This is a genomic window from Rhizobium leguminosarum, from assembly GCF_001679785.1.
In the GTDB taxonomy this organism is placed as follows: domain Bacteria; phylum Pseudomonadota; class Alphaproteobacteria; order Rhizobiales; family Rhizobiaceae; genus Rhizobium; species Rhizobium leguminosarum_R.
The window spans coordinates 2,514,717-2,539,672 of the sequence record NZ_CP016286.1 but is presented as its reverse complement, the minus strand read 5'-3'; the positions used below and the strand labels follow the sequence as shown (position 1 = coordinate 2,539,672).

The following is a 24,956-nucleotide window of genomic DNA, read 5'->3' as shown; positions in this document are numbered from 1 at the left end:
CTCCTTCCTCCTGTGGGGAGGAGGTTCGGAGGCGGCGCGGCAAAGATACTCCCTCCCCCTTGTGGGGAGGGTTGGGGAGGGGACTTCTCGAGCCCTCTCTTTAACGACCGGATGAATGACGAGCTTCCGAAAGGGTAAGGGATGGCGACCATCGCAGCGGAAACGGAGGAGGATGGCCAGGGCGCGCGCGGCGGGCGCGGACTGAAGCTTTCCCCATCGGCGATCTCCTATCTCCAGGCGACGCCGCTGTTCGTCGTTCTCGGCTTGTTCTTCCTGTTGCCGATCGCCATGATCGCCGTCGTCAGCTTCTGGGACTACGACTTTGCCGGTCTCTATCCCGATTTCCTGACGATGAACTACACCGACACGCTCGGTTCGTGGGTGACGTGGAAGATCTATCTCAACACGTTGAAATTCACCGCGATCGTCTGGGCGCTGACGCTCGTCATCGGCTTCTGGGTCGCCTATTTCCTGGCCTTCCACATCCGCAAGACATCGACGCAGATGATCCTCTTCCTTGTCTGCACCGTGCCGTTCATGACGTCGAACATCATCCGCATGATCTCGTGGATCCCGGTGCTCGGGCGCAACGGCCTCGTCAATTCGACGCTGATCAAGATGGGCATCATCCCGCAGCCGATCGAATGGCTGCTCTATTCCGATTTCGCCGTCGTGCTCGCCATGGTGCATCTCTATACGCTGTTCATGGTGACGCCGATCTTCAACACGCTGATGCGCATCGACCGGTCGCTGTTCGAGGCGGCGCGCGATGCCGGCGCGTCGGGCTGGCAGGTGCTGTGGAATGTCGTCATCCCGCTCGCCAAACCCGGCATGGCGATAGGCACGATCTTCGTCGTCACGCTCGTCATGGCTGACTTTTCTACGGTGCAGGTGATGTCCGGCGGCCAGAGCGCCTCGGTGGCGCTGATGATGAAGAACCAGATGTCGCTGCTGCAATATCCGGCCGCTGCCGCCAATGCGGTGGTGCTGCTCGCCGTCGTGCTCTTGATGGTCGCGGCCATCCTGCGTGTCGTCGACATCCGAAAGGAGCTTTGAGATGAGCCACGAAAAACGCGGCCTGGAATTCTACCTGCTGGCGCTCTTCTTCATTGTCTTCGTGCTGTTCCTCTACGGCCCGCTCTCGGCGATTCTGATCCTCTCCTTCCAGGGGCCGGACGGCGGCCTGACCTTCCCGATGAATGGCGTTTCCACGCACTGGTTCTTCAACCTGTTCGAGAAGCAGGCGGTCGGCGATTTCGGCGCATCATTCCGCCGCTCCTTCACCCTCGGGCTGATGGTGATGGCCGTGACCGTTGTCGTGTCGCTGCTCGCCGGCCTTGCCTTCCGACGCCGATTCCGCGGTTCGACGGCGCTGTTCTATGCCACGGTCGCCAGCCTTGTGGTGCCGTCGATCATCATCTCGCTCGGCATCGGTGTCGTCTTCCAGCAGGGAGGGCTGAAACCCGCCTGGTATTCGTCGGCCTTCGGTGCACATCTGACCTGGACGCTGCCCTTTGGCGTGTTGATCATGTTTGCGGTCTTCAACCGCTTCTCGCCGGCCTATGAAGAGGCGGCGCGCGACCTCGGCGCCAGCTCCTGGCAGACGTTCCGCCATGTCGTGCTGCCGATGATCGCCCCGAGCCTCGTCGGCGTCGGACTGTTCGGCTTCACGCTCTCCTATGACGAATTCGCCCGCACGCTGATGACATCAGGCACCTACAACACGCTGCCGCTCGAAATCTACGGCATGACGACCAACGTCACGACGCCTGTGCTCTATGCGCTCGGCACGGTGACGACGTTGTTTTCCTTCACCATCATTCTCATCGCACTCGGCATCATGACGATGCTCAGCCGGCGGCAGGCAAAGATAAACTGACATGCGCATCCTCATCGTCAATCCGAACACCACGGCCTCCATGACCGAGAAGGCCGCCACCGCCGCGCGTGCTGTGGCGGCATCCGGCACGGAGATCATCGCGGCCACCTCGCGCATGGGGCCGGTTTCCATCGAGGGGCATTACGACGGGGCCTTAGCGATCCCCGGCCTGCTCGCCGAACTCAAGGAGCGGCAGGGTGTGGGTTATGACGCGGCTGTTATCGCCTGCTTCGACGATACCGGGCTCGAAGCGGCACGAACCTTCGCCGATGTGCCGATCCTCGGGCTTTGCGAATCCGCGGTGGTGACGGCGGGCTTCCTGGCGCAGCGCTTCACCGTGGTGACGACGCTGGAGCGCTCGCGGGTGCTGATCGACAATCTGGTGCGCCGCTACGGCATGGGCGACCGCGCCAAGGTGCGCGCCTCCGACATCCCGGTGCTGGAGCTGGAAGATCAGGCCTCCGGCGCGATCGGCAAACTGAGGGCCGAGATCGAGCGGGCGCTTTTGGAAGACGGCGCCGAGGCGATCGTGCTCGGTTGTGCCGGCATGACCGATCTGGCGCGCGAGCTGCAGGAGATCTACGGCGTGCCTGTCGTCGATGGCGTTGCCGCCGCCGTCAAGCAGGCCGAAGCGCTGGTGTCGCTCGGACTTTCCACCAGCAAGCGCGGCTCCTATGCTTCGCCGTTGCCGAAACCTTTTACCGGGCGATGAGCGGTTTCTCCCCGATCCGGGCGGCCGGCTGAACCGATGTCCGTTTCCTTCGATTTCAAGCAGCTCACCGAGCGCGAACGCTACAAGCTGATGATCGGCACGATCATTCCGCGGCCGATTGCGCTGGTGACGACGGTTGACGAGAGCGGCCGGATCAACGCGGCGCCCTTCAGCTTCTTCAACTGCCTTTCGGCCGATCCGCCGATTCTTGCGATCGGGGTCGAGAACAATGCCGACATGTCGTTCAAGGACACCGGCCACAATATCCGCATGACCGAGGTGTTCACGGTCAATATCGTCTCCTTCGCGATTGCCGAGGCGATGCATGTCTGCGGCGCCAGATATCCGCGCGGTGTCGACGAGTTGAAGCAAGCAGGCCTGACGGCGATGCCGGGCGAGAAGGTGGCTTCGCCCTTCATCGCCGAGGCGCCGGCCGCCTTCGAATGCAGACGGCATGTAACGCTGGAGCTCGGCCGCTCGCGGCAGATCGTCATGGGCGAGATCGTCTATGCACATTACCGTGACGGTGTCGTCGATCCCCAAAGGCTGCATGTCGATCCGGCCGCGGTCGATGCCATCGCGAGGCTCGGCGGCGATACCTGCGCCACCATCCGCGACCGTTTCGAGATGCTGACGCCGAAGCTCTGACGCAGAGCGTTTCCGTTTTCTTCGAGTGACGAAAATGCTCTATCTCTTTGTCTTCGCGCAATTCCTGACGCAAAATCGCTGCGCAGTTTTGCTGGAATTGCTCCAGGGGTAGGCCCAAGTTTTTGCTTTACTTTTTTGCTCCCCGCGAGAATGGTCTGCACGGATCATCGCGGCAGAGGAGCGCTTTACCCATGACAATCGAGGACGATCTCAGCCGGATCGCGGAGCAGGAGAAAGTGCTGAGCTTCGACGCCTTCGACCTGACGACAGCATGGCAGCTCGGCAAGCTCCTGCAGGAACTCGCCACCGAGCGCGGCCTCGGCATCGCGATCGACGTGACCCTGCATTCGATGCCCGTTTTCTATGCGGCACTCCCGGGTGTGACGCCCGACAACGTCAATTGGGTCCGCCGCAAGCGCAACATGGTGCTGCGTTATTTCCGCAGCAGCTATGCCTCCGGTCTGAAGCTGCAGAAAGATGGCAAGACGGTCGAGGATAACGGGCTTTCCGGCGCCGACTATGCGCCGCATGGCGGCAGTTTCCCGATCAATGTCAAGGGCAGCGGCTGCATCGGCGCCGTCACCGTCTCGGGACTGCCGCAGCGTGACGACCACAATCTCGCGGTCGAGGCGCTGGCGCTGATGCTCGCCAAGGATCTGGATACGCTGCGGCTCGCCCCACCGCTTTGATGCGGCCTCTTTCGCCGTAATTTTGACAGAAAAAAGCCATGAAAACTGCAAATTCGCGTCGCCGTGCCGGTGACGCGGACTTGTCCTGCGGCTAAGCTGCGGCATCGCACTCCTCATTTACCCCGGGACGCCATGATCCGCTTGTTCCTTGCGCTTGCCGCTACCATCGGCTTCGGCCTTTTCCTTGTCTCCTGCAACACGCTGTCCAAGGAGGAATGCGTCGCCGCTGACTGGCGGGTGATCGGCGAAAGCGACGGGGCGGCGGGCCACGAGCCGCAACAGCGCTTCGCTGCACATGCGAAATCCTGCGAGCGGGTCAAGATCGTGCCCGATCAGACGATCTGGTTTCAGGGGTATCAGGCCGGTCTCGTGCGCTATTGCACGCCGCTCAGCGGGCTTGCGCGCGGCCAGGCGGGCAGCGGCTACGCCAATGTCTGCCCACCCCAGACCGCGCCCGGTTTCCTGCGTGGCTTCGGTCTCGGCAGCAAGCAGCACGAGCTGCAGGCGCGCCTCAGCTCGATGCAGAACGACTACAGTTTCAAGGAGACCAGCATCGACGAGCTCTCCGACAAGCTGAGGGATGCCAAGGAAGGTGACCGGTCGGAACTGCGCCGGCGGATCGAAGATCTGGAAGACGACCTGCACGACATCCGCCGCGACCAGCGCGACGTGCAGGACGAACTCGACCGCGTCAACGAGGATGTCGAATGGTTCCAGCGGAACCCGAACGCCGAACTGCCGGCGCCGGGCTACTGATCTTCGGCCTCAGATCTTGCCGCCGGCCTCAGTGATGCCCTTTGTCAGGCTGCCCGTTGCAGGGTAGAGCGGGATGAGGCAGGCCTGCAGCGCGTGGTAGATATCGCCCTTGCCGGGGAAGAGCGAGTGAGAGGGGAGGAGATCTTCCGTCAGTTCCTCATGCCAACCGCCGTTCTTATGGTCGATGAAGGCGCGCTCGATCACGTTCCAGATCTTGCGGTAGCTCTCTTCATGGAAATCGCTCGGTAGGTGCTCGTTGAGGAAATGTGCAGCAGCCGCGCCTTCGCAGGCTGGCCACCAGAGCTTGTTGCGCTTGGCGGGCTTGTCGTCCCAATCGAGCGTATAGAAGAAGCCGCTCTTGTCATTGTCCCAGCCGAGCGCCATGGATTGGGCGAAGAGCGCCTTGGCCGCATCCGGCATCCACTCGATGCGTTTGCCGCCGAGCGCCCAGAGCTGCAGGATGAGCCGGGCCCATTCCAGCCAGTGGCCGGGCGTCGTGCCGGCCGGGCGGAACATTTCATTCGGATGGTAGTAAGCCTTGTCGAGATTCCATTCGGCGTCGAAATGCTCGGCGACGCGCCAATCGACCGAGCCGGCGACGCGGCGGATGACGAGATCGGCGATGCTTTCGGCCTTGGTGAGGTACTGCCTGTCGCCGGTGGCTTCGAAGGCGGCCATCAGCGCTTCGGTCAGGTGCATGTTGGAGTTCTGGCCGCGATAGGCGCCGCCATCGAGCGGTTGCCAGTCGGCGGTGAATTCCTCGGCAATCGCGCCGTGTTTCGCCTCCCAGAACTTCGTGTTGAGGATCTCGGTGATATCGGCGAGCATGCCGTCGGCAAGCGGATGGCCGATCGTCTTTGCCGATGAGGCGGCGAGCAGCACGAAAGCATGGCCATAGCCCTGCTTGTTGGAATCGACGGGACCGTCATTGTTGAGCGACCATAAATAGCCGCCGTTTTTCCGGTCGCGGTGGTGGTTCCAGATATAGTCCATGCCGTGGTCGACGACATCGGCAGCACCGGGGCGGCCGAGCAGGGCGCCGATCGAGAAGCAATGCACGGCGCGCGCCGCGATATGGATGTCGCGGACCTGGCCCTCGGCGTCGAGAGGCCTGCCTTCGTCGTCGAGATCGTAGAAGCCGCCCTTGGGGTTGACCGAATTGTGCTGGAAGAAATCGAAGAGACCGTTCGCCTGGGTCAGCAGCCAGCCGCGGTGATAGGCGCGGGTCGTCCAGTTTTCAAGCACGGCGTTGCCGGTTGCGGGTGCCATGATGCTCCTCCGATTTCGTGCACAAAGCGTTGTAAACGCCTATATAGGCGTCATGCGAGTCTGTCATCCGGCGAGATTTGCAAAGCACGAAATCGACAGACATATATTGACATAAAGATATCTTTATGTGATTTGGAAGTCTGGTCTTACGACGTCAAGGAGCCCTCCCGTGTTTGACAATCTCTTTGGTCCGGAAACGGGCAAACGTGACGGCAGTGAAGTTTTCGCAGCTTTGAAACAAGCCGCGAGCGAACGCATCCTTGTTCTGGACGGCGCCATGGGCACGCAGATCCAGGGGCTCGGCTATGACGAAGACCAGTTTCGCGGAACGCGCTTCATCGGCTGCGCCTGTCACCAGAAGGGCAATAACGACCTTCTGATCCTGACCCAGCCGGACGCGATCGAAGAGATCCACTATAGATACGCCAAGGCCGGCGCCGATATTCTCGAGACCAACACCTTCTCCTCGACCCGCATCGCGCAGGCCGATTACGAGATGGAAGGTGCTGTCTACGACCTCAACAAGGAAGGTGCCGAGATCGTGCGCCGGGCAGCACAGCGCGCCGAGCGTGAGGATGGCCGCCGCCGCTTCGTCGCCGGCGCCATCGGGCCGACCAACCGCACCGCCTCGATCTCGCCCGACGTCAACAATCCCGGCTTCCGCGCCGTCACCTTCGACGATCTGCGTTCCGCCTATGGCGAGCAGATCGACGGGCTGATCGACGGTGGCGCCGACATCATCCTCATCGAGACGATCTTCGACACGCTGAACGCCAAGGCTGCGATCTTTGCCTGCGAGGAGCGCTTCGAGGCCAAGGGCGTGCGCCTGCCGGTGATGATCTCGGGCACGATTACCGATCTTTCCGGCCGCACGCTGTCCGGCCAGACGCCATCGGCCTTCTGGAATTCGGTGCGCCATGCCAATCCCTTCACGATCGGGCTCAACTGCGCGCTTGGCGCCAATGCGATGCGCCCGCACCTGCAGGAGCTTTCGGGTGTTGCCGATACCTTCATCTGCGCCTATCCGAATGCCGGCCTGCCGAACGAGTTCGGCCAGTATGACGAAACGCCGGAGCTGATGGCGGCGCAGATCGACGGCTTTGCTCGCGAGGGCCTCGTCAACATCGTCGGCGGCTGCTGCGGCTCGACGCCGGAGCATATCAAGGCGATCGCCGAGACCGTTGCCAAATACAAGCCACGGCCGATTCCCGAGCATCGCCCCTTCATGTCGCTGTCGGGCCTCGAACCCTTCGAACTGACGAAGGACATTCCCTTCGTCAGTGTCGGCGAGCGCACCAACGTCACCGGCTCGGCCCGCTTCCGCAAGCTGATCACCAATGCCGATTTCACCGCAGCGCTCGATGTCGCCCGCGACCAGGTCGAGAACGGCGCGCAGGTGATCGACATCAACATGGACGAAGGCCTGATCGATTCCGAAAAGGCGATGGTCGAATTCCTCAACCTGATCGGCGCCGAGCCTGACATCGCCCGTGTGCCTGTCATGATCGACTCGTCGAAATTCTCGATCATCGAATCCGGCCTGAAGCGCGTCCAGGGCAAGCCGATCGTCAACTCGATCTCGCTGAAGGAAGGCGAGGAGAATTTCCTCGCCCAGGCTCGGCTGTTGCACAATTATGGTGCGGCCGTCGTCGTTATGGCCTTCGACGAAACGGGGCAGGCGGACAGCTATGAGCGCAAGGTTGATATCTGCACACGCGCCTACAAGCTGCTGACCGAAAAGATCGGCTATCCGCCCGAGGATATCATTTTCGACCCGAACATCTTCGCGGTCGCGACCGGCATCGAAGAGCACAACAACTACGGCGTCGACTTCATCGAGGCGACGCGGACGATCCGCGAGCGCATGCCGCTGGTACACATTTCGGGCGGTGTTTCGAACCTGTCCTTCTCGTTCCGCGGCAACGAGCCGGTGCGCGAGGCAATGCATGCCGTGTTCCTCTACCACGCCATCCAGGCGGGCATGGACATGGGCATCGTCAATGCCGGCCAGCTTGCCGTCTACGACAATATCGATCCCGAGCTGCGTGAGGCCTGCGAGGACGTGGTGCTGAACCGCCGTCCTGATGGTACCGAGCGGCTGCTCGAAGTGGCGGAGAAATTCCGTGGCGGCGCCGCACGCGAAGGCCGCGTCCAGGATCTTTCCTGGCGCGAATGGAGCGTCGAGAAGCGTCTCGAGCATGCGCTGGTCAACGGCATTACCGAATATATCGAGGCCGATACCGAAGAGGCGCGCCTGCAGGCCGCGCGGCCGCTGCACGTCATCGAAGGGCCGCTGATGGCCGGCATGAACGTCGTCGGTGACCTGTTCGGCTCGGGCAAGATGTTCCTGCCGCAGGTGGTGAAGTCGGCGCGCGTGATGAAGCAGGCGGTCGCCGTGCTGCTGCCCTACATGGAAGAGGAAAAGCGCCTCAACGGCGGCGAGGAACGCCGGTCGGCCGGCAAGATCCTGATGGCGACGGTCAAGGGCGATGTGCACGATATCGGCAAGAACATCGTCGGCGTCGTGCTTGCCTGCAACAATTACGAGATCGTCGACCTCGGCGTCATGGTGCCGGCGACGAAGATCCTCGAAACGGCGATTGCCGAAAAGGTCGATGTCATTGGCCTTTCCGGCCTGATCACGCCGTCGCTCGACGAGATGGTGCATGTCGCGGCCGAAATGGAGCGGCAGGGCTTCGAGATCCCGCTGCTGATCGGCGGGGCAACGACCAGCCGCGTGCATACGGCCGTGAAGATTCATCCCGGCTACAACAAGGGGCAGACGATCTACGTGACCGATGCGAGCCGCGCCGTCGGCGTCGTCTCGGCTCTGCTGTCACCGGAGAGCCGCCAGGGCTATGTCGACGACATTCGCGCCGAATATGCCAAGGTGGCGGCCGCCCATGCGCGCAGCGAGGCCGAGAAGGTGCGCTTGCCGTTGCCCCGGGCTCGAGAGAATGCCCACAAGATCGACTGGTCTGCCCATCAGCCCGTGAAGCCGCAATTCTTCGGCACGCGGGTGTTCGAGGATTACGATCTGGCCGAGCTTGCCAAATATATCGACTGGACGCCGTTCTTCCAGACCTGGGAGTTGCGCGGCCGCTACCCTGCCATTCTCGAAGACGAGAAGCAGGGTGAGGCAGCGCGCGCGCTCTGGGCCGATGCGCAGGCGATGCTCAAGAAGATCATCGACGAGAAGTGGTTCCGCCCGCGCGCCGTCATCGGCTTCTGGCCGGCCGGCGTTGTCGGCGACGACATCCGGCTGTTCACGGACGAGAGCCGTAAGCAGGAACTGGCCACCTTCTACACATTGCGCCAGCAGCTTTCCAAGCGGGACGGGCGGCCGAACGTGGCGCTCTCCGATTTCGTTGCGCCGGTTTCAAGCGGTGTTCAGGATTATGTCGGCGGCTTCGTGGTGACGGCCGGTATCGAGGAAATCGCCATCGCCGAGCGTTTCGCGCGGGCGAACGACGACTATTCCTCGATCCTCGTCAAGGCGCTGGCCGACCGCTTCGCCGAAGCCTTTGCCGAGCGCATGCACGAGCAGGTGCGACGCGAATACTGGGGCTATGCCAAGGACGAGACGCTCAGCAAAGAGGATCTCATCACCGAAGCCTATGCCGGCATCCGCCCGGCGCCCGGTTATCCCGCCCAGCCCGACCACACCGAAAAGGCAACACTCTTCAAGCTACTCGACGCTGAAAAAGCGGCCGGCGTCAAGCTGACGGAGAGCTATGCGATGTGGCCCGGCTCCTCGGTCTCCGGCCTCTATATCGGCCATCCCGACTCCTATTATTTCGGCGTCGCCAAGGTGGAGCGCGATCAAGTCGAGGATTATGCGGCGCGCAAGCAGATGGCGGTGTCTGAAGTCGAGCGCTGGCTCGGACCGGTGCTGAACTATGTGCCGCGCAAGGCCGAAACCGAGATAGAGGATGCGGCGTAACAGCCGTTTGGCGTCGTCCGCTGATAAAGTGATTCAAGAAACGAGGAAGCCGGAAAGTGATTCACTTTCCGGCTTCATGTTTTTGAAAATGAATGTGAAAATCATATCGCTGAACTTAACCTGGAGCAGGTCGCACAAAAGTTAGCGGCGGTTTCGCGGTAACGACATGCATAAAAACAAAGACCTAAAGGGCGAGGAGCGAATCTGAAGGGTTGCGACACGCTTTAGCGGCGAACGGGCTCAGTTTTCTTTGCCTTGGCGAGGTCAAGAAATCTCGCCTTAATCGTTGCAAAAAGTCCAGGCGGAATGAAGCCATAAGCGAGTATTCCTCCGCTGCCCGGCACCGGCGAAAGTCCGCCATTCGGCCATTCATCGATATTGTATTCCGAGATGATAACCCAACTCGGCTCATCATCCAGACCGATTGCCTGCTTCACCTTCGGCGGGATTTCGATTCCGACAGTTTCGCCTGAAGGCGGGGTGTGCGTGATCGGCAACAGAACGACGTAGCGGGGATTGGCGAGGCTATCGCTTGCCGCGACGAGACAGGCTGGTCTGTCCTTGCCCTGGTCGCGACCCGCCAATGCTTCGCGCGACCAGAGGTAATCGTAGCGCACGACCAAGCCCGGCCTCGGTTCGGGAATCGACGCCATACGATATTATTTCAGCAATTCATCAAGAGGAGCGTGGGCAGGATCCATCTCTGCGCGCTCGACGGCATCGATGACGACAGAGAGGGCATCGGCGGTTTTGTGCGTCCGTTGCGCGGCGGCCTTCAGCCAATCATAGTGTTCCGCGGACATGAGGATGAATTCACGACGGCCATGCCGGGTGATCTCGACAGGTTCACGTTGCGCCTGATGCTGGAATTTGCCGAATTTACGCTGAAATTCCAGAGCCGTGGTCTGAGCCATCTTACCCGTTCCAACTTACGATATCCGAATTATACGTATAATTCGGATAAATTCAAGCCTCTCACGTCACTGCGATTGTCAGCTCCGCGACAAAGTCATAGGCGTCGCCGCGATAGAGCGAGCGGGTGAATTCGACGGCGCGGCCGGAGCCGAGATAGGAGATACGCTCGATCGACAGGCCGGCCGCACCCGCGGAAACGCCGAGAAGCTGGGCGTCGGCTTCCTTCATATTGGTGGCCGAGATGCGCTGCACCGCGCGCACCGGGCGGACCTGGAGGCGTTCGAGTTCGGCATAGAGCGAATTGGTGACGGCCGAGGGATCGGGCAGGAATTCGCCGGAGACGCTGGCATTCTCGATCGCCAGCGGCTGGTCGTCGGCAATCCGCAGGCGGGAAAGGCGCGAAACCTTGACGTCGGTGCCGAGGCCAAGGATCATCATCTCGTCGGGCGAGGGGGTGTGGACGCCTTTGTGCAGCCATTCGGAGCGGGAGGACATGCCGCGGCGGGCCATGTCCTCGGTGAAGGAAGTGAGCTGCGACAGGCGCTGCTCGACCTTGGAGACCGGCTTGGCGACGAAGGTGCCGGAACCGTGACGGCGCACCAACAGGCCATCGGCGACGAGTTCATCGATCGCCTTGCGCACGGTGACGCGGCTGACGGCGGCGAATTCGGCGATGTCGCGTTCCGGCGGCAGCGCATCGCCGTGCCCGAGCGTGCCGGTGCGCACGGCTCCTTCGAGTGTGCGGCGCAGCTTGACGTAGAGCGGACCTGTGCCGGCTGCCTGCAGGCGCTCCAGGGAAAGGAGGGTGGCGAGGTCGTCGGTCATGCCGCACCTCTCTGCCTGTTGTTGAGCAGCTTGACCGCAAGTTCCACCGCGCCCTGCAGGGCATCGCCCTTCGGTCTGGTAAGCAGGGGCTTGTAGCGTTCGGAAAGCCACGGCTCGTAGGCTTCGGCAAGACCGCCGAGCAGGCAGATCGACGGGCATTCGGGCCAGAGCAGCGCTTCGAGACTTTCGCCGATCGCCGTTGCCGCATCCGTGACGATGCCGACTGCCACGGCATCGCCCTTAGCCGCATGTTCGAAGACGGTGGGGGCGTAACGGGCAAAATCCTTCGGTCTTGCCGAATGGGCGAATTCGACGATGCGCTCGGGATCATTGTCGTATTCGGTCATGACCGCGTCGGTGATCGGCGATGCCGGGCGCACGCCGTCATGGGCAAACAGTGATCGTTCCAGCAGGTCGCGGCCCAGGCGGGCACCGCTTGCCTGGTCGCCGACAACGAAACCCCAGCCGCCGATGCCGTTCAGCCGGCCATCCTTGCGGGCATTATAGACCGAGCCTGTGCCGAAGGCGCCGACGATGCCGTCGGCATTGCTGAGCGCACCCTGCAGGGCGATCAGCGCATCGGTGACGACGCGGCCCTCGGCAAAGGGCAGGGCCTTTTCGATTCGCCTGCCGTAATCGCCGACATTGGCGCCTGCGACGCCGACGACCGCTGCGACAGAGGAAAGGGTTTCAGCGGCAAGCCCGGCATCGCTTAGCGCCTGCCGGGCGGATTCGACGATATTGAGAAGAGAGTTTTCCAGATCCGACAGGATGTTGGCAGGGCCTGATTTGCCGCGGCCGATGACATTGCCGTTCCTGTCCGCGACTGCGGCCCGGCAGCTCGTTCCGCCGCCGTCTATGCCGATTGCAAGCTCCATCATCGGGCCTCCGAATATGCCGTTCCCCATGGTTTTCAATACAATACCAAAAAAATACCATTTACCAAGTGGGAATGATGGAGAAAATTCATCTTTTTATCTTATTGATTTTAATAGATAAAATTTTTTAATCAATTTTATCCGGCCAAAAAGTTAAATTCGGCTGGACAATTGGTATTTTTTTGGCCTTAATTCGGCAAAAGGGAACAGCACTTCGAGGCCTACGAAAACCGGCAGTTAAACAAAGCCGGAACCGCTTCGAGGATGATCGAGATGACGACCCGCCGGCCAGTCAAGCTGGTGGTGAAGGTCAGGCATCTATCGGCTTTCCCCGCCATTTTGCCACCCCGGTGCAGCCGCCGGGAAGGCGCGCAGTTCGGCCGCAGGCGTCCGCCTTCGTGTCCGTTGAGCTTTCGGGACCGGCATTGCTGGCGGTCCTCCAAGGGGCGTTGGGTGCTGCTTCAAACACGCCAATTGCTTGTTCCAGATCGAAAACAGCGCCTCGCGGCGCTTTAAAACAGGAGAGGGAAATGAAAAACACTGCTCTGAAAAGCTTGCTGCTTGCCTCCAGTCTGCTGACTTCAGCGGGCCTCGTCCATGCCGCCGACGTCACGCTGACTGTCGAAAGCTGGCGTAACGACGACCTGCAGATCTGGCAGGAAAAGATCATCCCGGCCTTCGAAGCCAAGAACCCGGGCATCAAGATCGTCTTCTCGCCGACCGCGCCGACCGAATACAACGCCTCGCTGAACGCCAAGCTCGATGCCGGCTCCGCAGGCGATATCATCACCTGCCGTCCGTTCGATGCCTCGCTCGAACTCTTCAACAAGAAGCAGCTCGCCGACATCACCAGCCTGCCTGGCATGGAGAACTTCTCGCCGGTCGCCAAGGCTGCCTGGAGCACTGACGACGGCAAGTCGACCTTCTGCGTGCCGATGGCTTCGGTCATTCACGGGTTCATCTACAACAAGGATGCCTTCGACAAGCTCGGCATCTCCGTGCCGAAGACGCAGGACGAGTTCTACGCAGCGCTCGACAAGATCAAGGCCGACGGCACTTACATTCCGCTCGCCATGGGCACGAAGGACCTCTGGGAAGCCGCTACCATGGGCTACCAGAACATCGGCCCGAACTACTGGAAGGGTGAGGACGGCCGCGCCGCTCTGATCGCCGGCAAGCAGAAGCTGACCGATGCCGAATGGGTCAAGCCCTATGAAGAGCTTGCCAAGTGGAAGCCCTATCTCGGCGATGGCTTCGAGGCCCAGACCTACTCCGACAGCCAGAACCTGTTCACGCTCGGCCGTGCAGCGATCTATCCTGCCGGTTCGTGGGAAATCGCGCTGTTCAACAGCCAGGCCCAATTCAAGATGGGCGCCTTCCCGCCGCCGGTTCCGAAGGCAGGCGACACGGGCTACATCTCCGACCATCCGGATATCGGTGTTGCCCTGAACGCAAAGAGCACTCATGCTGAGGAAGCCAAGAAGTTCCTCAGCTGGGTCGCTTCGCCGGAGTTCGCCGATATCTACGCCAACTCGCTGCCAGGCTTCTTCAGCCTAAACTCCACCCCGGTCAAGATGTCCGATCCGCTCGCTCAGGAATTCGTTTCCTGGCGTGGCCCGTACAAGTCGACGGTGCGCTCGACCTACCAGATCCTGTCGCGTGGCACACCGAACCTCGAAAACGAGACCTGGGTCGAATCGGCCAACGTGATCAACGGCACGGATACGCCTGCGGTCGCCGCCAAGAAGCTGCAGGACGGCCTCGACAGCTGGTACAAGCCGGCCAAGTGATAGCGTGTGGAGGGGCGGCGTTGCCGCCCCTCATTCGGCCTGCCGGCCACCTTCTCCCGCTTCAAGGGAGAAGGAGACTCGCAGCGACCTCCCAGCCCGACATGGCATCAAAGCAGGGCACGTTCCTTTTCCCCGCTGCCGGAGAGAGGGTCAGGGGTGAGACGCAACGTTTTCCACCTGTGCTGCCCTTGCAGCCAGTCGACAAGAACAGGCAAAAGCCATGAGCGAAACCGACAACGCGGCCGATATCGTCCCGATCAAGCGCCCGGTGCGCTGGCACATCTTCGTCTTCATGCTGCCGGCCCTGATCGTCTATTCCGCCGTCATGGTGCTGCCGCTCATCGAAACACTTCGGTTGTCGCTCTACAATACGATCGACGGGCAGCCGGCCTTCGTCGGACTGGCGAATTTCAAGGTGCTGTTCGGCGATGCGCGCTGGGCGCGCGATTTCTGGAATGCGCTGGTCAACAACCTGATCTTTTTTGCCATCCACATGTGTGTGCAGAACCCGATCGGCGTGGCGCTTGCCGCCCTGCTTTCGGTGCCGAAGCTGCGCGGCGTCGCCTTCTACCGCACAGCGATGTTCCTGCCGACGCTCTTGTCCTTCGTCATCGTCGGCTTCATCTGGAAGCTCATCCTTTCGCCGATCTGGGGCGTGGCACCCTGGATGCTCGATCTCATCGGCTTGAAATTCCTGTTCGCGCCCTGGCTTGGCAAGTCCGGTTCGGCGCTGATCGCGGTGTCGCTGATCTCGAACTGGCAATATATCGGCATTCCGATGATGCTGATCTATGCCGCATTGCTTAGCATCCCCGAAGAGGTGATCGAGGCGGCCGAATGCGACGGCATTACCGGTTGGGCTCAATTCTGGAAAATCAAGCTGCCGCTCATCCTGCCGGCGATCGGCATCATCTCGATCCTGACCTTCGTCGGCAATTTCAACGCTTTCGACCTGGTCTATACAGTGCAGGGCGCACTTGCCGGGCCTGACATGTCGACCGACATTCTCGGCACGCTGCTCTACCGCACCTTCTTTGGTTTCCAGCTTCAGCTCGGCGACCGCTCGATGGGCGCGACGATTGCCACGGTGATGTTCCTCATCATCCTCGCCGGCGTCTCGCTTTATCTCTTCGTCATCCAGCGGCGCATGCGTCGCTACCAGTTCTGAGGAGCGCGCATGTCCAAGGCACGCACATCTCCCATCCGCACCGGCCTCGTGCATCTGGCGCTCAGCGCCTATACGCTGGTCGCGCTGTTTCCGGTCTTTCTGACGATCGTCAACTCGTTCAAGGATCGCGCTTCGATCTTCCGTGAGCCGTTGATGATCCCGACGCCGTCGACCTTCAGCCTGGTCGGCTATCAGACGGTGCTGGGGCAGGGCGATTTCGCCACCTATTTCCAGAACAGCTTCATCGTCACGATCGTCTCGATCCTGCTGGTGCTGCTGTTCGGCGCCATGGCCGCCTTTGCGCTTTCCGAATACCGTTTCCGCGGCAATACGCTGCTTGGGCTCTATATGGCGATCGGCATCATGATCCCGATCCGTCTCGGCACGGTGGCGATCCTGCAGGGCATGGTGGCGGCCGGCCTCGTCAATACGCTGACGGCGCTGATCCTCGTCTATACCGCACAGGGGATACCGCTGGCGATCTTCATCCTGTCGGAATTCATGCGCACGGTTTCGGACGATCTGAAGAATGCCGGCCGCATCGACGGGCTGTCCGAATATGCGATCTTCTTCCGCCTGGTGCTGCCGTTGGTGCGCCCGGCCATGGCGACGGTTGCGGTGTTCACGATGATCCCGATCTGGAACGATCTCTGGTTCCCGCTGATCCTGGCGCCCTCCGAGGCGACCAAGACGGTGACGCTCGGCTCGCAGATCTTCATCGGCCAGTTCGTCACCAACTGGAACGCGGTGCTGGCGGCGCTGTCGCTGGCGATCCTGCCGATCCTCGTCCTCTACGTCATCTTCTCGCGGCAGCTGATCCGCGGCATCACGTCAGGAGCCGTCAAGTGACCGAAAAACCGATCCGCGTCCTCGTTGCCGGCCTCGGCAATATGGGCCGCAGCCATGCGCTCGCCTATCACAACAATCCGGGCTTCGAGATCGTCGGTCTCGTCAACCGCTCGACGCCGCAATTGGAGCCTGAGCTGCAGGACTACACGATCCATCCCGACTTCATGGCGGCGCTGGCCGAGCTGAAGCCGGACCTCTGCTCGATCAACACCTATTCCGACAGCCATGCCGATTATGCTGTCGCCGCCTTCGAGGCCGGCTGCGATGTCTTCGTGGAAAAGCCGCTGGCGACCACCGTCGCCGATGCCGAGCGCGTCGTTGCGGCGGCCAGGAAGGCGGCGCGCAAGCTGGTGATCGGCTATATTCTTCGCCATCACCCTTCCTGGATGAGGCTGATCGAAGAGGCGCGCAAGCTCGGCCCGCCTTACGTCTTCCGCATGAACCTCAACCAGCAGTCCAGCGGCCCGACCTGGGCGACGCATAAGTCGCTGATGCGCACGACCTCGCCGATCGTCGATTGCGGCGTGCATTATGTCGACGTCATGTGCCAGATCACCGACGCCAAGGCCGTCGAGGTGCGCGGCATGGGGCTGCGCATGTCGGACGAGATCGCTGCCGACATGTATAATTACGGTCACCTGCAGGTGCTGTTCGAGGACGGTTCCGTCGGCTGGTACGAGGCCGGCTGGGGACCGATGATCTCGGAAACCGCCTTCTTCGTGAAAGATGTGATGTCGCCGAAGGGTGCTGTGTCGATCGTCATGGATCCGAACGCCAAGTCCGACGATATCGACACGCACACCAAGACGTCGGTTATCCGCTTGCACACGGCCGAGACCGGCCCGGACGGCAAATTCATCCGGCCTGACCAGGACATGACAATGGAAGGCGAGCCCGGTCATCAGGCGCTCTGCGACCTGGAGCAGGCCTTCATGCTGAGGGCGATCCGCGAGGATCTGGACCTCGACCGCCATATGGCGGATGCGGTGGCGTCGCTGCGCATCTGCCTTGCCGCCGACGAGAGCGTGCGCACCGGCCAGCCGGTCAGATTATAAGGAAAGACCCGTGGGATCGCTTCAACTCAAATCCATCCGCAAGACCTATGGCACGCATGAGGTGCTGAAAGGCATCGACCTCGAGGTCAAGGATGGCGAATTCGTCATCTTCGTCGGGCCGTCGGGCTGCGGGAAATCGACGCTGTTGCGCAGCATCGCTGGCCTCGAAGACGTCACCTCAGGCGCCGTCGTCATCAATGGTCGCGATGAGACATTGACGCCGCCGGCCAAGCGCGGCATCGCCATGGTGTTCCAGTCCTACGCGCTCTATCCGCATCTGACGGTCAAGGACAATATGGGGCTCGGGCTCAAGCAGGCCGGCACCGCCAAGGATGAGATCGAAAGGCGTGTCGGCAAGGCGTCCGGCATGCTCTCGTTGAAACCCTATCTGGCGCGGCGGCCGGCCGAGCTCTCCGGCGGCCAACGCCAGCGCGTCGCCATCGGCCGTGCGATCGTGCGCGAACCGGAACTCTTCCTGTTCGACGAGCCGCTGTCGAACCTCGATGCGGCGCTGCGCGTCCAGACCCGCCTCGAAATCGCCCGGCTTCACCGCAGCCTGAAGGCGACGATGATCTATGTCACCCACGACCAGGTCGAGGCGATGACGCTTGCCGACAAGATCGTGGTGCTGAATGCCGGGGCGATCGAGCAGATCGGTTCGCCGATGGAACTCTACAAACGACCGGCCAATGTCTTTGTTGCCGGCTTCATCGGCTCGCCGCAGATGAATTTTATCGCGGCCGAGAAGGTCGGCGATCACAGCGCCAAGACGATCGGCGTGCGTCCCGAACATTTGACGTTATCGCGCGAACGCGGGACTTGGGCTGCGAAGGTCGTGCATGTCGAGCATCTCGGCGCCGACACGATCATCTATCTGGAATCCGATCAGTGCGGCCTGTTGACGGCGCGTCTTTTCGGCGAGCACCAGTATGAGCCGGACGAGATCGTCTATGCAACGCCGGACCAGGCGCACGTGCATCGTTTCGATGTAGACGACCAGGCGATCCGCTAAGCGCATAACTGAACGAAAAAGTCCCGCCAGCCAGCTTGGCGGGGTTTTTCATTTCCCGTCGTGCGCGGGTTTGATCAGCCGAGCAGGGGCCGCATGAAGCTGCGTTCATAGCTGACGATACTGCGGTTGCGTTTGTCGAGTTCGAAAGCCGCCTGACATTCCGGATCGCTTGCCATACGTGTGCGATAGTCCTCGTAGGCGGCAAGGCTCGGGAAGGAAAACAGCGCAACGGCAATATTGTTGGCGCCTTCGGACGGCAGGAAATAACCGTGATGGGTGCCGCCCATCCTGTTGACGATCGGAATCCAGAGTCGGGCATATTCTTCGAATTCCGCAAGCTTGTACGGATCGATCACATAGCGCAGGTGGCAGGTAATCATTGAAATATCCCACTTCTTAAAGTGCCAGGCGGAGGCTACCCCGGTTCATTTGGTTTGTTCAGCTTCTGGCACCGACCTCGGAGAGTTCAAGTACCTTGTGGTGATGGCTGCATCACGATTGCTGACGGATCGGACGAGCTAAAATGAACAAGGCGCCGTTTCGCGGCGCCTTTTGCCTCAGCAGTATTGGCGAAATCAGTCGCGGATGATCAGCAGGTCGGCCGCCATGAAGCGCAGGGTTACGGTTTCGCCGGCCTGCGGCGGGGTGATGCCGGGGCTGTTGAACATGTCGAAGGAGATGACGTTGCCGCCAACATTCATGCGGGTGCGAATGACCGACCCCAGGAAGTGGGCCGAAACGACCTGGCCGGTCAGCGCCGTGTCGCTCTTGACGCTGTCGGAGAGCGAGCCGGCTTCCGGACGCAGGGCCAGTGAGATGGTTTCGCCAGTCTTGTGAGCGGCCACCGACTGCTTCAGCGTTATGCCCTGATCACCGATCTGGATGCGGTTGCTGTCGGGATCGACGACCTTGGCTTCGATCAGGTTCAGCGTGCCGACGAAAGAGGCGACGAAGCGCGTCGCCGGCGTGTTGTAGATCTCGAAGGGCGAACCGATCTGGTCGGCCTTGCCGGCATTCATGACGACGATGCGGTCGGAGATCGACAGGGCTTCTTCCTGATCATGGGTGACGAAGACCGTGGTGATGCCGAGCTGCTGCTGGATCTGGCGAATTTCCTCGCGCAGTGAGACGCGGATCTTGGCGTCGAGCGCGGAGAGGGGCTCGTCGAGCAACAACACCTGCGGCTTGACGGCAAGCGCGCGCGCAAGGGCGACACGCTGCTGCTGGCCGCCCGACAGTTGATAGGGGAAGCGGTCGGCCAGATGATCGAGTTTGATCAGACCGAGCATTTCCTTGACGCGGGCGTCGATCTGAGGCTTCGGGGCGCCGGCGACCTTGAGACCGAAGGCGACGTTGTCGTGTACCGTCATGTTGGGGAACAATGCGTAAGCTTGGAAGACCATGCCGATATTGCGCTGGTTCGGCTTCAGCGAGCTCTGATCCTTGCCATTGATCGTCAGCGTGCCGCCGGTCGGCGTTTCGAAGCCGGCGATCATGCGCAGGACGGTCGTCTTGCCGCAGCCTGACGGGCCGAGAAAGGAGACGAACTCACCCTTTTCGATCGTCATGTTGAAGTTCTTGACGACCTGAACCGGGCCGAAGGATTTCTGAATGTTGGTCAGCGTGAGAAAAGACATGAACCAGATACCTTAAGCCTTTGCCGGGCGGGCTTTGCCGACGCGGGAAACGAGGTTGAGCAGGCCCATGCTGAGCCAGGTGATCGAGAAGGCGATGACGGCGAGCGCCGAAGGCTCATAGGCCTTGTTGGCGCCGACCAGCTGCAGGTAGGGACCAAAGGCCGGACGGTTGAGCAGTGCGGCGAAGGTGAATTCGCCCATGACGATCGCGAGCGTGATAAACGCGCCTGAAAGCACGCCGCTCATGACGTTGGGGAAAATGCATTTGAACATGATGGTCGTCCAGCTGGCGCCGAGACTTTCGGCTGCCTCCGTCAGCGTGCGGACGTCGATGGCGCGCATGGCGGTATCGACGGCGCGGTACATGTAGGGCAGGGACAGGGTGATATAGGAAAAGACCAGCAGGATGTTGGTGCCCGTCGTTGAACCCGTCAGCGGCAGGTAGGATGACGAATTATACATCCTGAGGTAACCGAAGACGATGACGATTGCGGGAATCACAAGCGGCAGCAGCGTGATGAATTCGACGATGGGGCGCATCTGCGGCAACCGCAGCCGCACCCAATAGGCCGTTGGCACGACGAGCAGCATGCCGAAGACGATGGTGAGTAACGCCATCAGCATGGAGTAACCGAAGGTCTCGCGGAACTGAATATCTGAGAAGACCGATTGATAGGCATCGAGGCTGTATTCGCCGCGGCGCATGCGCAGCGAGAACTCGATTGTGCCGATCAGCGGGATGATAAAGTAGGACGCGCCGAGAATGATGGCGATCCAGGCTCCGAGACGTTGAGCTTTCATTTCTGCCACCGTTCGGCGCGCATGCGCAGCAGGAGGTAAAGGACGTTGGAGACGCCGGTGATGACGATCATGCCGAGCGCGATGGCGTAACCGAGGTTGGCATTATGCAGAACGTCGCCGCGGATCTGCGCATAAAGCAGGATCGGCACGATGTTCAGCGAGCTGCCGGTCAGCGCAAAGGCTGTGGCGATGGCGCCGAAGGCATTGGCGAAAAGCAGCAGCGTCGTACCGAGCAGGCTCGGCCAGAGGATCGGCAGCGCGACCATCGTCCAGTATTGGCGGTTGGTGGCGCCGAGAATCTGCGATGCTTCGCGCCATTCCTTCTTCATGCCGTCGAGGGCCGGCGTCAGGATCAGCACCATTAGCGGAATCTGAAAATACATGTAGGTGATGGTGAGGCCGAAGAAGGACAGCAGGTTGAAACCGGTACCGTAAAGATTGAAACCGAACCATTCGCGCAGGAAGATCGTCACAAGGCCGGTGCGGCCGAGCGTTGCGAGGAAGGCGAAGGCAAGCGGCACGCCGGCGAAATTCGAGGCGACGCCGGAGAAGGTCAGCAGTGTCGAGCGTACGGAGGCGGGCAGACCGCCGAGCACGACGGCCCAGGCAAGGAAAAAGCCGATCAACGCGCCGCCGAGGGCGGAGGCGACCGAGACGCGGATACTGATCCAGTAAGCGCTCATGATCGATGGCGTAAAAAGATCGCCGATATTCTTCAGCGTGAAATCGCCCTCGGGCGTCAGGAACGCGCCCACCACGAGATAAAGCGTGGGGATGATCAGAAATAGCAGGGAGAAAATAATGAAGGGTGTGATGCCCAGCCAGTCGATCACGCGGTCTTTGTTGATCAAGGGGGCACTGCTCGCCATCGGCGTTGAAACGGTGCTCATGGAAAAGCTCATCCTGGGGCGTCGGAGTGAGAAAACCTCCCCGCCTTGCGGCGGGGAGGCAGGATCGAACTTTACTGAACGTTGGCGCCGACGACGGAATCCCAGTTCTTGGTTATGGTTTCCTTGCCGGCGGCCTGCTCTTCCAGCGTCGGGAAGACAGCCTTTTCATAGGCTGCTGCCGGCGGCAGCTTGTCGAGCAGTTCCTTCGGGATCTTGTTGTTCTTGGCAAGATCGTTGAAGCGGATCGGGTGGCAATAGCCCTTCAGCCAGCCGAGCTGGCCTTCGTCGGAATAGAGATATTCCATCCAGAGCTTGGCAGCGTTCGGGTGTGGAGCGAAGGCGGAAATCGCCTGAACATAGACGCCGGCTACGACGCCGGTCTTCGGAACAACGACCTCGAAGGGAGGATTGCCCTTCAGGCCTTCGCCCCACGAGAGGGCATTGTAGTCCCAGGCGATGACGATCGGCGTGGAGCCCTGTGCGAAGGGAGCAGCCTTGCCGACGACAGGCACGAAGTTGCCGCTCTTGTTCAGTTCGGCGAAGAACTTCAGGCCTTCCTCGGCTGCCTTGGCCGCGTCGCCGCCGGATGCGGAAAGACCAGCGGCGTAGACGCCCTGGACAGCCTGGTTGGCGCTGCGCGGATCGCCTGCGAGGGCGACGCTGTTTGCATAGTCGCTCTTTTTCAGGTCGGCCCAGTCAGTCGGCGATTCCTTGACGAGATCCTTGTTCACCAGGAGCGCGAGAACGCCGTAATAGTCGCCGTACCAGTAGCCTTCAGCATCCTTGGCGCTGTCAGGAATGGAATCCCAGGTGGAGACCTTATAAGGCTGGATCAGGCCGTCTTTCTTGGCGGACGGGCCGAAAGAGAGGCCGACGTCGATGACGTCAGGAGCCTGCGGGCCGGTGTTGCCCTTGTTGGCCTTGATGGCTTCGATTTCGTCGCCCGAACTTGCATCCGGGTTCAGTTCGTTGACCTCGAGGCCGTACTTGGCCTTGAAGCCGGCAATGACGTCGCCATAGCCGCACCAGGAGTGCGGAAGAGCGATCGTCGTCAGGCTTCCTTCTTTTTTGGCGGCGGCGATAAGCTCAGCGCTCGGCTCGGCGGCGGCAATCGCGGTCGAGGCCACGATCATCGCAGTAGAAAGCGACAGAAGTCGAGAAATGTTAGAGATCACTGTTGTTCTCCTTCGGGTTTTCAGTGTCTGGCGATGCTGTTAATGAGATTACATGAAGCTTGTGTGACAGTTCGGTGACGTTAATTCTGCTGTGAATAGCGGGGGTTGCGACAAATGCTTTATTTGCGACAACGCCGTCTGTTTCCGCGAAAAATCCGTCATTGTTTTTCTTCTGTTTTAGTCTTGTCCTCCTAACCCGGTTTGCGGAAAAGCCTGGTCTGCTCGAACAGGCCTTCCAGCGTCTTCATGCGCTCCTTCGTCTCGTCCCAGGTGGAATTCTGCACGGCCTCGATCAGCGCTTCGACGATGAAAAGGGTGACGACGGAGGAATCCCAGGCCGACGGCGCCTCGATCCGGACGCGGAAGGCATGCCTGGCGAGCTTGGCCGCGGGCGAACCCCACTGGTCGGTGAAGACGATGATTTCGGCGCCGCGCTTGCGGGCGGCGGTCGCAAGGCTCACCATCTCCTGCTCATAGCGGCGGATGTCGAAAATGATCAGGATGTCGCCGGCATTCATGTTGAGGACATATTGCGGCCAGCTGCTGGAATTCGACGATAGCAGCGTCGTTGCCGGCCGGATCACCTGCATATGGGTGAAGAAATATTCGGCAAGCGCGCCGGTGATGCGGCCGCCCACGAAATAAAGGCCGCGCTTGCGGTCGGAGAGCAACGCGGCGACGCTGTCGAACGTCGCGGTGTCGAGATCGGTCAGCGTCTGGCGCAGATTGCCCATGATGGCATCGGCGAAGCGGTTGAGAATATGGGTGCCTGGTGCGTTCTGCGCCCAGCGGTCGTGCTTGGCGATCGGGTTCGAGATCGTCGCCTCGACTTCCTGATGCAGATGCGCCTGAAAGTCCGGATAGCCCTTAAAGCCAAGCTTCTGCACCATGCGCACGACAGTCGGCGTCGAGACGCCGGCATTCTCGGCAATCGTGGTGATGCTGCCGAGGCCGGAAACCGGATAATTGTCGAGAAGGCTTTCGGCCAACTGCTTCTCGGCACGCGTCAACACCCCCAAATGCGAGTGTATGACGTCCGAAACCGTCTTCGACGCAACTGTCACGTAACTATGCTCCCCGGGATGGTCTGGCGCCACTTTCCCACTCAAAGTTAACAACGCTGTCACAATCCATGTCAACCACTGTCATGAAAAGAAATTTTCAGTCCATGCTTGACACTGACCGAAACCTGAAGAATTCTTTTCTTCATCAAGAATTTGTTAAGGGATAGGAGTGGCGCCTTTGGTGCTGGCCCGGCCGAAAATCCTCAGCGAAGCGGACGGCGACTGCGTCGGGATCGAACGCACCCAAGGCCGGAGCTCGGTGCTTCTGATCTGCGAGCACGCTTCGAATGCGCTTCCAGCCGTTTTCGGCGATCTCGGCCTGCCCAGCGAAGCGCTCTCCAGTCACATTGCCTGGGACCCGGGCGCGCTTGCGGTCGCCCGCAACATATCGGAAGCGCTCGACGCGACGCTCGTTTACCAGCGGTTCTCGCGGCTTATCTATGACTGCAACCGGCCGCCCAGTTCACCCGGCGCGATGCCGGAGACCAGCGAGATCTACGCCATTCCCGGCAACAGGGATTTGAGCCCGGAAGAACGGCTTGCGCGCACCGACTCGCTTTACGTGCCTTTCCACGACGCCATTCGCGGGCTGATCCGTGATCGCCGGGCTAGGGGGCAGGACAGCATCATCGTGACGATGCACAGCTTCACGCCGGTCTATCACGGCCGCGAACGCGCCGTCGAACTCGGCATATTGCACGACGAGGACAGCCGGCTCGCGGATCGCATGCTGGAGGTCGCGGCCAAGGCGCCGCTTTACAGGACGGAACGTAACGAGCCCTACGGACCCGAGGACGGCGTCACCCACACGCTGATCCTGCACGGGCTTTCGAATGGCTTGCGCAATGTAATGATCGAGGTCCGCAACGACCTCATCGCAGACGATATCGGCCAAGGGGTCATGGCCGATTATTTGAAAGGGTTGCTCCAGCAAAGTCTGGACGGCTGAAGAAAAAGAAGACCCGAGGGAGCAGTTTAACTGCGAACGTCTGCATGGCGCA

General features: G+C 60.9%; 23 protein-coding genes and 1 pseudogene. 13 read left to right on the top strand and 11 right to left on the bottom strand.

The genetic code is table 11. The annotated features are described in order from the left end of the window. The first annotated feature begins 141 nt into the window (after positions 1-141). From BA011_RS12685 to BA011_RS12660, 6 genes and pseudogenes are all read left to right on the top strand, one after another. Complete coding sequence (locus tag BA011_RS12685) at positions 142-1,056, top strand: ABC transporter permease (RefSeq protein ID WP_065280730.1); 915 nt, start codon at positions 142-144, stop codon at positions 1,054-1,056. 1 nt (position 1,057) lies between these two features. Further along, positions 1,058-1,879 carry an ABC transporter permease gene (locus BA011_RS12680; protein WP_065280729.1) on the top strand — a complete coding sequence of 274 codons (822 nt, stop codon included), beginning with the start codon at positions 1,058-1,060 and terminating at the stop codon, positions 1,877-1,879. A gap of 1 nt (position 1,880) precedes the next feature. Further along, positions 1,881-2,623, top strand: a pseudogene (locus tag BA011_RS12675) (aspartate/glutamate racemase family protein). Between the two features lie 4 nt (positions 2,624-2,627). Beyond that, complete coding sequence (locus BA011_RS12670) at positions 2,628-3,239, top strand: flavin reductase family protein (RefSeq protein ID WP_065280728.1); 612 nt, start codon at positions 2,628-2,630, stop codon at positions 3,237-3,239. Between the two features lie 191 nt (positions 3,240-3,430). After that, positions 3,431-3,928, top strand: coding sequence for a heme-degrading domain-containing protein (locus BA011_RS12665; protein WP_065280727.1), 498 nt, complete (start codon positions 3,431-3,433; stop codon positions 3,926-3,928). Positions 3,929-4,060: 132 nt separating this feature from the next. Continuing rightward, on the top strand, positions 4,061-4,684 hold the full coding sequence (locus tag BA011_RS12660; protein ID WP_065280726.1) for a DUF2799 domain-containing protein: 624 nt from the start codon (positions 4,061-4,063) through the stop codon (positions 4,682-4,684). A gap of 9 nt (positions 4,685-4,693) precedes the next feature. Here the strand turns inward: BA011_RS12660 and BA011_RS12655 are convergent, their stop codons facing one another. Beyond that, positions 4,694-5,953 (bottom strand): AGE family epimerase/isomerase, encoded by a 1,260-nt coding sequence (locus BA011_RS12655; protein WP_065280725.1) that lies wholly within the window; start codon positions 5,951-5,953, stop codon positions 4,694-4,696. 169 nt (positions 5,954-6,122) lie between these two features. Between BA011_RS12655 and metH the strand changes: the two genes are divergently transcribed. Then, on the top strand, positions 6,123-9,896 hold the full coding sequence (gene metH / locus BA011_RS12650; protein WP_065280724.1) for a methionine synthase: 3,774 nt from the start codon (positions 6,123-6,125) through the stop codon (positions 9,894-9,896). A gap of 224 nt (positions 9,897-10,120) precedes the next feature. On the opposite strand, the gene BA011_RS12645 is transcribed toward metH, so the two are convergent. From BA011_RS12645 to BA011_RS12630, 4 genes are all read right to left on the bottom strand, one after another. Continuing rightward, the gene (locus BA011_RS12645; protein WP_065280723.1) at positions 10,121-10,549 is read right to left on the bottom strand and encodes a hypothetical protein; all 429 of its coding nucleotides are present in this window, start codon (positions 10,547-10,549) and stop codon (positions 10,121-10,123) included. A 6-nt stretch (positions 10,550-10,555) separates the two neighbouring features. Further along, positions 10,556-10,810 (bottom strand): type II toxin-antitoxin system prevent-host-death family antitoxin, encoded by a 255-nt coding sequence (locus tag BA011_RS12640; RefSeq protein WP_065280722.1) that lies wholly within the window; start codon positions 10,808-10,810, stop codon positions 10,556-10,558. A gap of 61 nt (positions 10,811-10,871) precedes the next feature. Further along, the gene (locus BA011_RS12635; RefSeq protein ID WP_020050885.1) at positions 10,872-11,636 is read right to left on the bottom strand and encodes a GntR family transcriptional regulator; all 765 of its coding nucleotides are present in this window, start codon (positions 11,634-11,636) and stop codon (positions 10,872-10,874) included. Then, positions 11,633-12,517, bottom strand: a complete 885-nt coding sequence (locus BA011_RS12630) for an N-acetylglucosamine kinase (RefSeq protein ID WP_065282520.1) — start codon at positions 12,515-12,517, stop codon at positions 11,633-11,635. The genes BA011_RS12635 and BA011_RS12630 overlap by 4 nt, the downstream gene beginning before the upstream one ends. 527 nt (positions 12,518-13,044) lie before the next feature. On the opposite strand from BA011_RS12630, the gene BA011_RS12625 reads away from it, so the two are divergent. From BA011_RS12625 to BA011_RS12605, 5 genes are all read left to right on the top strand, one after another. After that, positions 13,045-14,304 (top strand): ABC transporter substrate-binding protein, encoded by a 1,260-nt coding sequence (locus BA011_RS12625; RefSeq protein ID WP_017961352.1) that lies wholly within the window; start codon positions 13,045-13,047, stop codon positions 14,302-14,304. A gap of 220 nt (positions 14,305-14,524) precedes the next feature. Continuing rightward, positions 14,525-15,472, top strand: a complete 948-nt coding sequence (locus BA011_RS12620) for a carbohydrate ABC transporter permease (RefSeq protein WP_065280721.1) — start codon at positions 14,525-14,527, stop codon at positions 15,470-15,472. Positions 15,473-15,481: 9 nt separating this feature from the next. After that, positions 15,482-16,321, top strand: a complete 840-nt coding sequence (locus BA011_RS12615; protein WP_028755805.1) for a carbohydrate ABC transporter permease — start codon at positions 15,482-15,484, stop codon at positions 16,319-16,321. 41 nt (positions 16,322-16,362) lie between these two features. Next, a complete protein-coding gene (locus BA011_RS12610) occupies positions 16,363-17,376 on the top strand; it encodes a Gfo/Idh/MocA family protein (RefSeq protein ID WP_065282519.1) in 1,014 nt (337 codons plus the stop codon). Positions 17,377-17,386: 10 nt separating this feature from the next. Continuing rightward, entirely contained in the window at positions 17,387-18,388 is a 1,002-nt protein-coding gene (locus BA011_RS12605; protein ID WP_065280720.1) for an ABC transporter ATP-binding protein, read from the top strand. Between the two features lie 74 nt (positions 18,389-18,462). On the opposite strand, the gene BA011_RS12600 is transcribed toward BA011_RS12605, so the two are convergent. The 6 genes from BA011_RS12600 to BA011_RS12575 all read right to left on the bottom strand — a co-directional run bounded on the left by BA011_RS12600 (position 18,463) and on the right by BA011_RS12575 (position 23,955). After that, on the bottom strand, positions 18,463-18,768 hold the full coding sequence (locus tag BA011_RS12600) for an NIPSNAP family protein (RefSeq protein ID WP_003541496.1): 306 nt from the start codon (positions 18,766-18,768) through the stop codon (positions 18,463-18,465). Between the two features lie 195 nt (positions 18,769-18,963). Then, positions 18,964-20,025: an ABC transporter ATP-binding protein gene (locus BA011_RS12595; protein WP_065280719.1), complete on the bottom strand. Its 1,062-nt coding sequence runs from the start codon at positions 20,023-20,025 to the stop codon at positions 18,964-18,966. 12 nt (positions 20,026-20,037) lie between these two features. Continuing rightward, entirely contained in the window at positions 20,038-20,826 is a 789-nt protein-coding gene (locus BA011_RS12590; RefSeq protein WP_065280718.1) for an ABC transporter permease, read from the bottom strand. Then, on the bottom strand, positions 20,823-21,716 hold the full coding sequence (locus BA011_RS12585) for an ABC transporter permease (protein WP_065282518.1): 894 nt from the start codon (positions 21,714-21,716) through the stop codon (positions 20,823-20,825). The genes BA011_RS12590 and BA011_RS12585 overlap by 4 nt, the downstream gene beginning before the upstream one ends. A gap of 71 nt (positions 21,717-21,787) precedes the next feature. Then, the gene (locus BA011_RS12580; RefSeq protein WP_065280717.1) at positions 21,788-22,891 is read right to left on the bottom strand and encodes an ABC transporter substrate-binding protein; all 1,104 of its coding nucleotides are present in this window, start codon (positions 22,889-22,891) and stop codon (positions 21,788-21,790) included. Positions 22,892-23,082: 191 nt separating this feature from the next. Further along, positions 23,083-23,955 (bottom strand): MurR/RpiR family transcriptional regulator, encoded by an 873-nt coding sequence (locus tag BA011_RS12575; RefSeq protein WP_017961343.1) that lies wholly within the window; start codon positions 23,953-23,955, stop codon positions 23,083-23,085. Between the two features lie 178 nt (positions 23,956-24,133). Between BA011_RS12575 and BA011_RS12570 the strand changes: the two genes are divergently transcribed. Then, a complete protein-coding gene (locus BA011_RS12570) occupies positions 24,134-24,904 on the top strand; it encodes an N-formylglutamate amidohydrolase (protein WP_065280716.1) in 771 nt (256 codons plus the stop codon). The last annotated feature ends 52 nt before the right edge of the window (positions 24,905-24,956 follow it).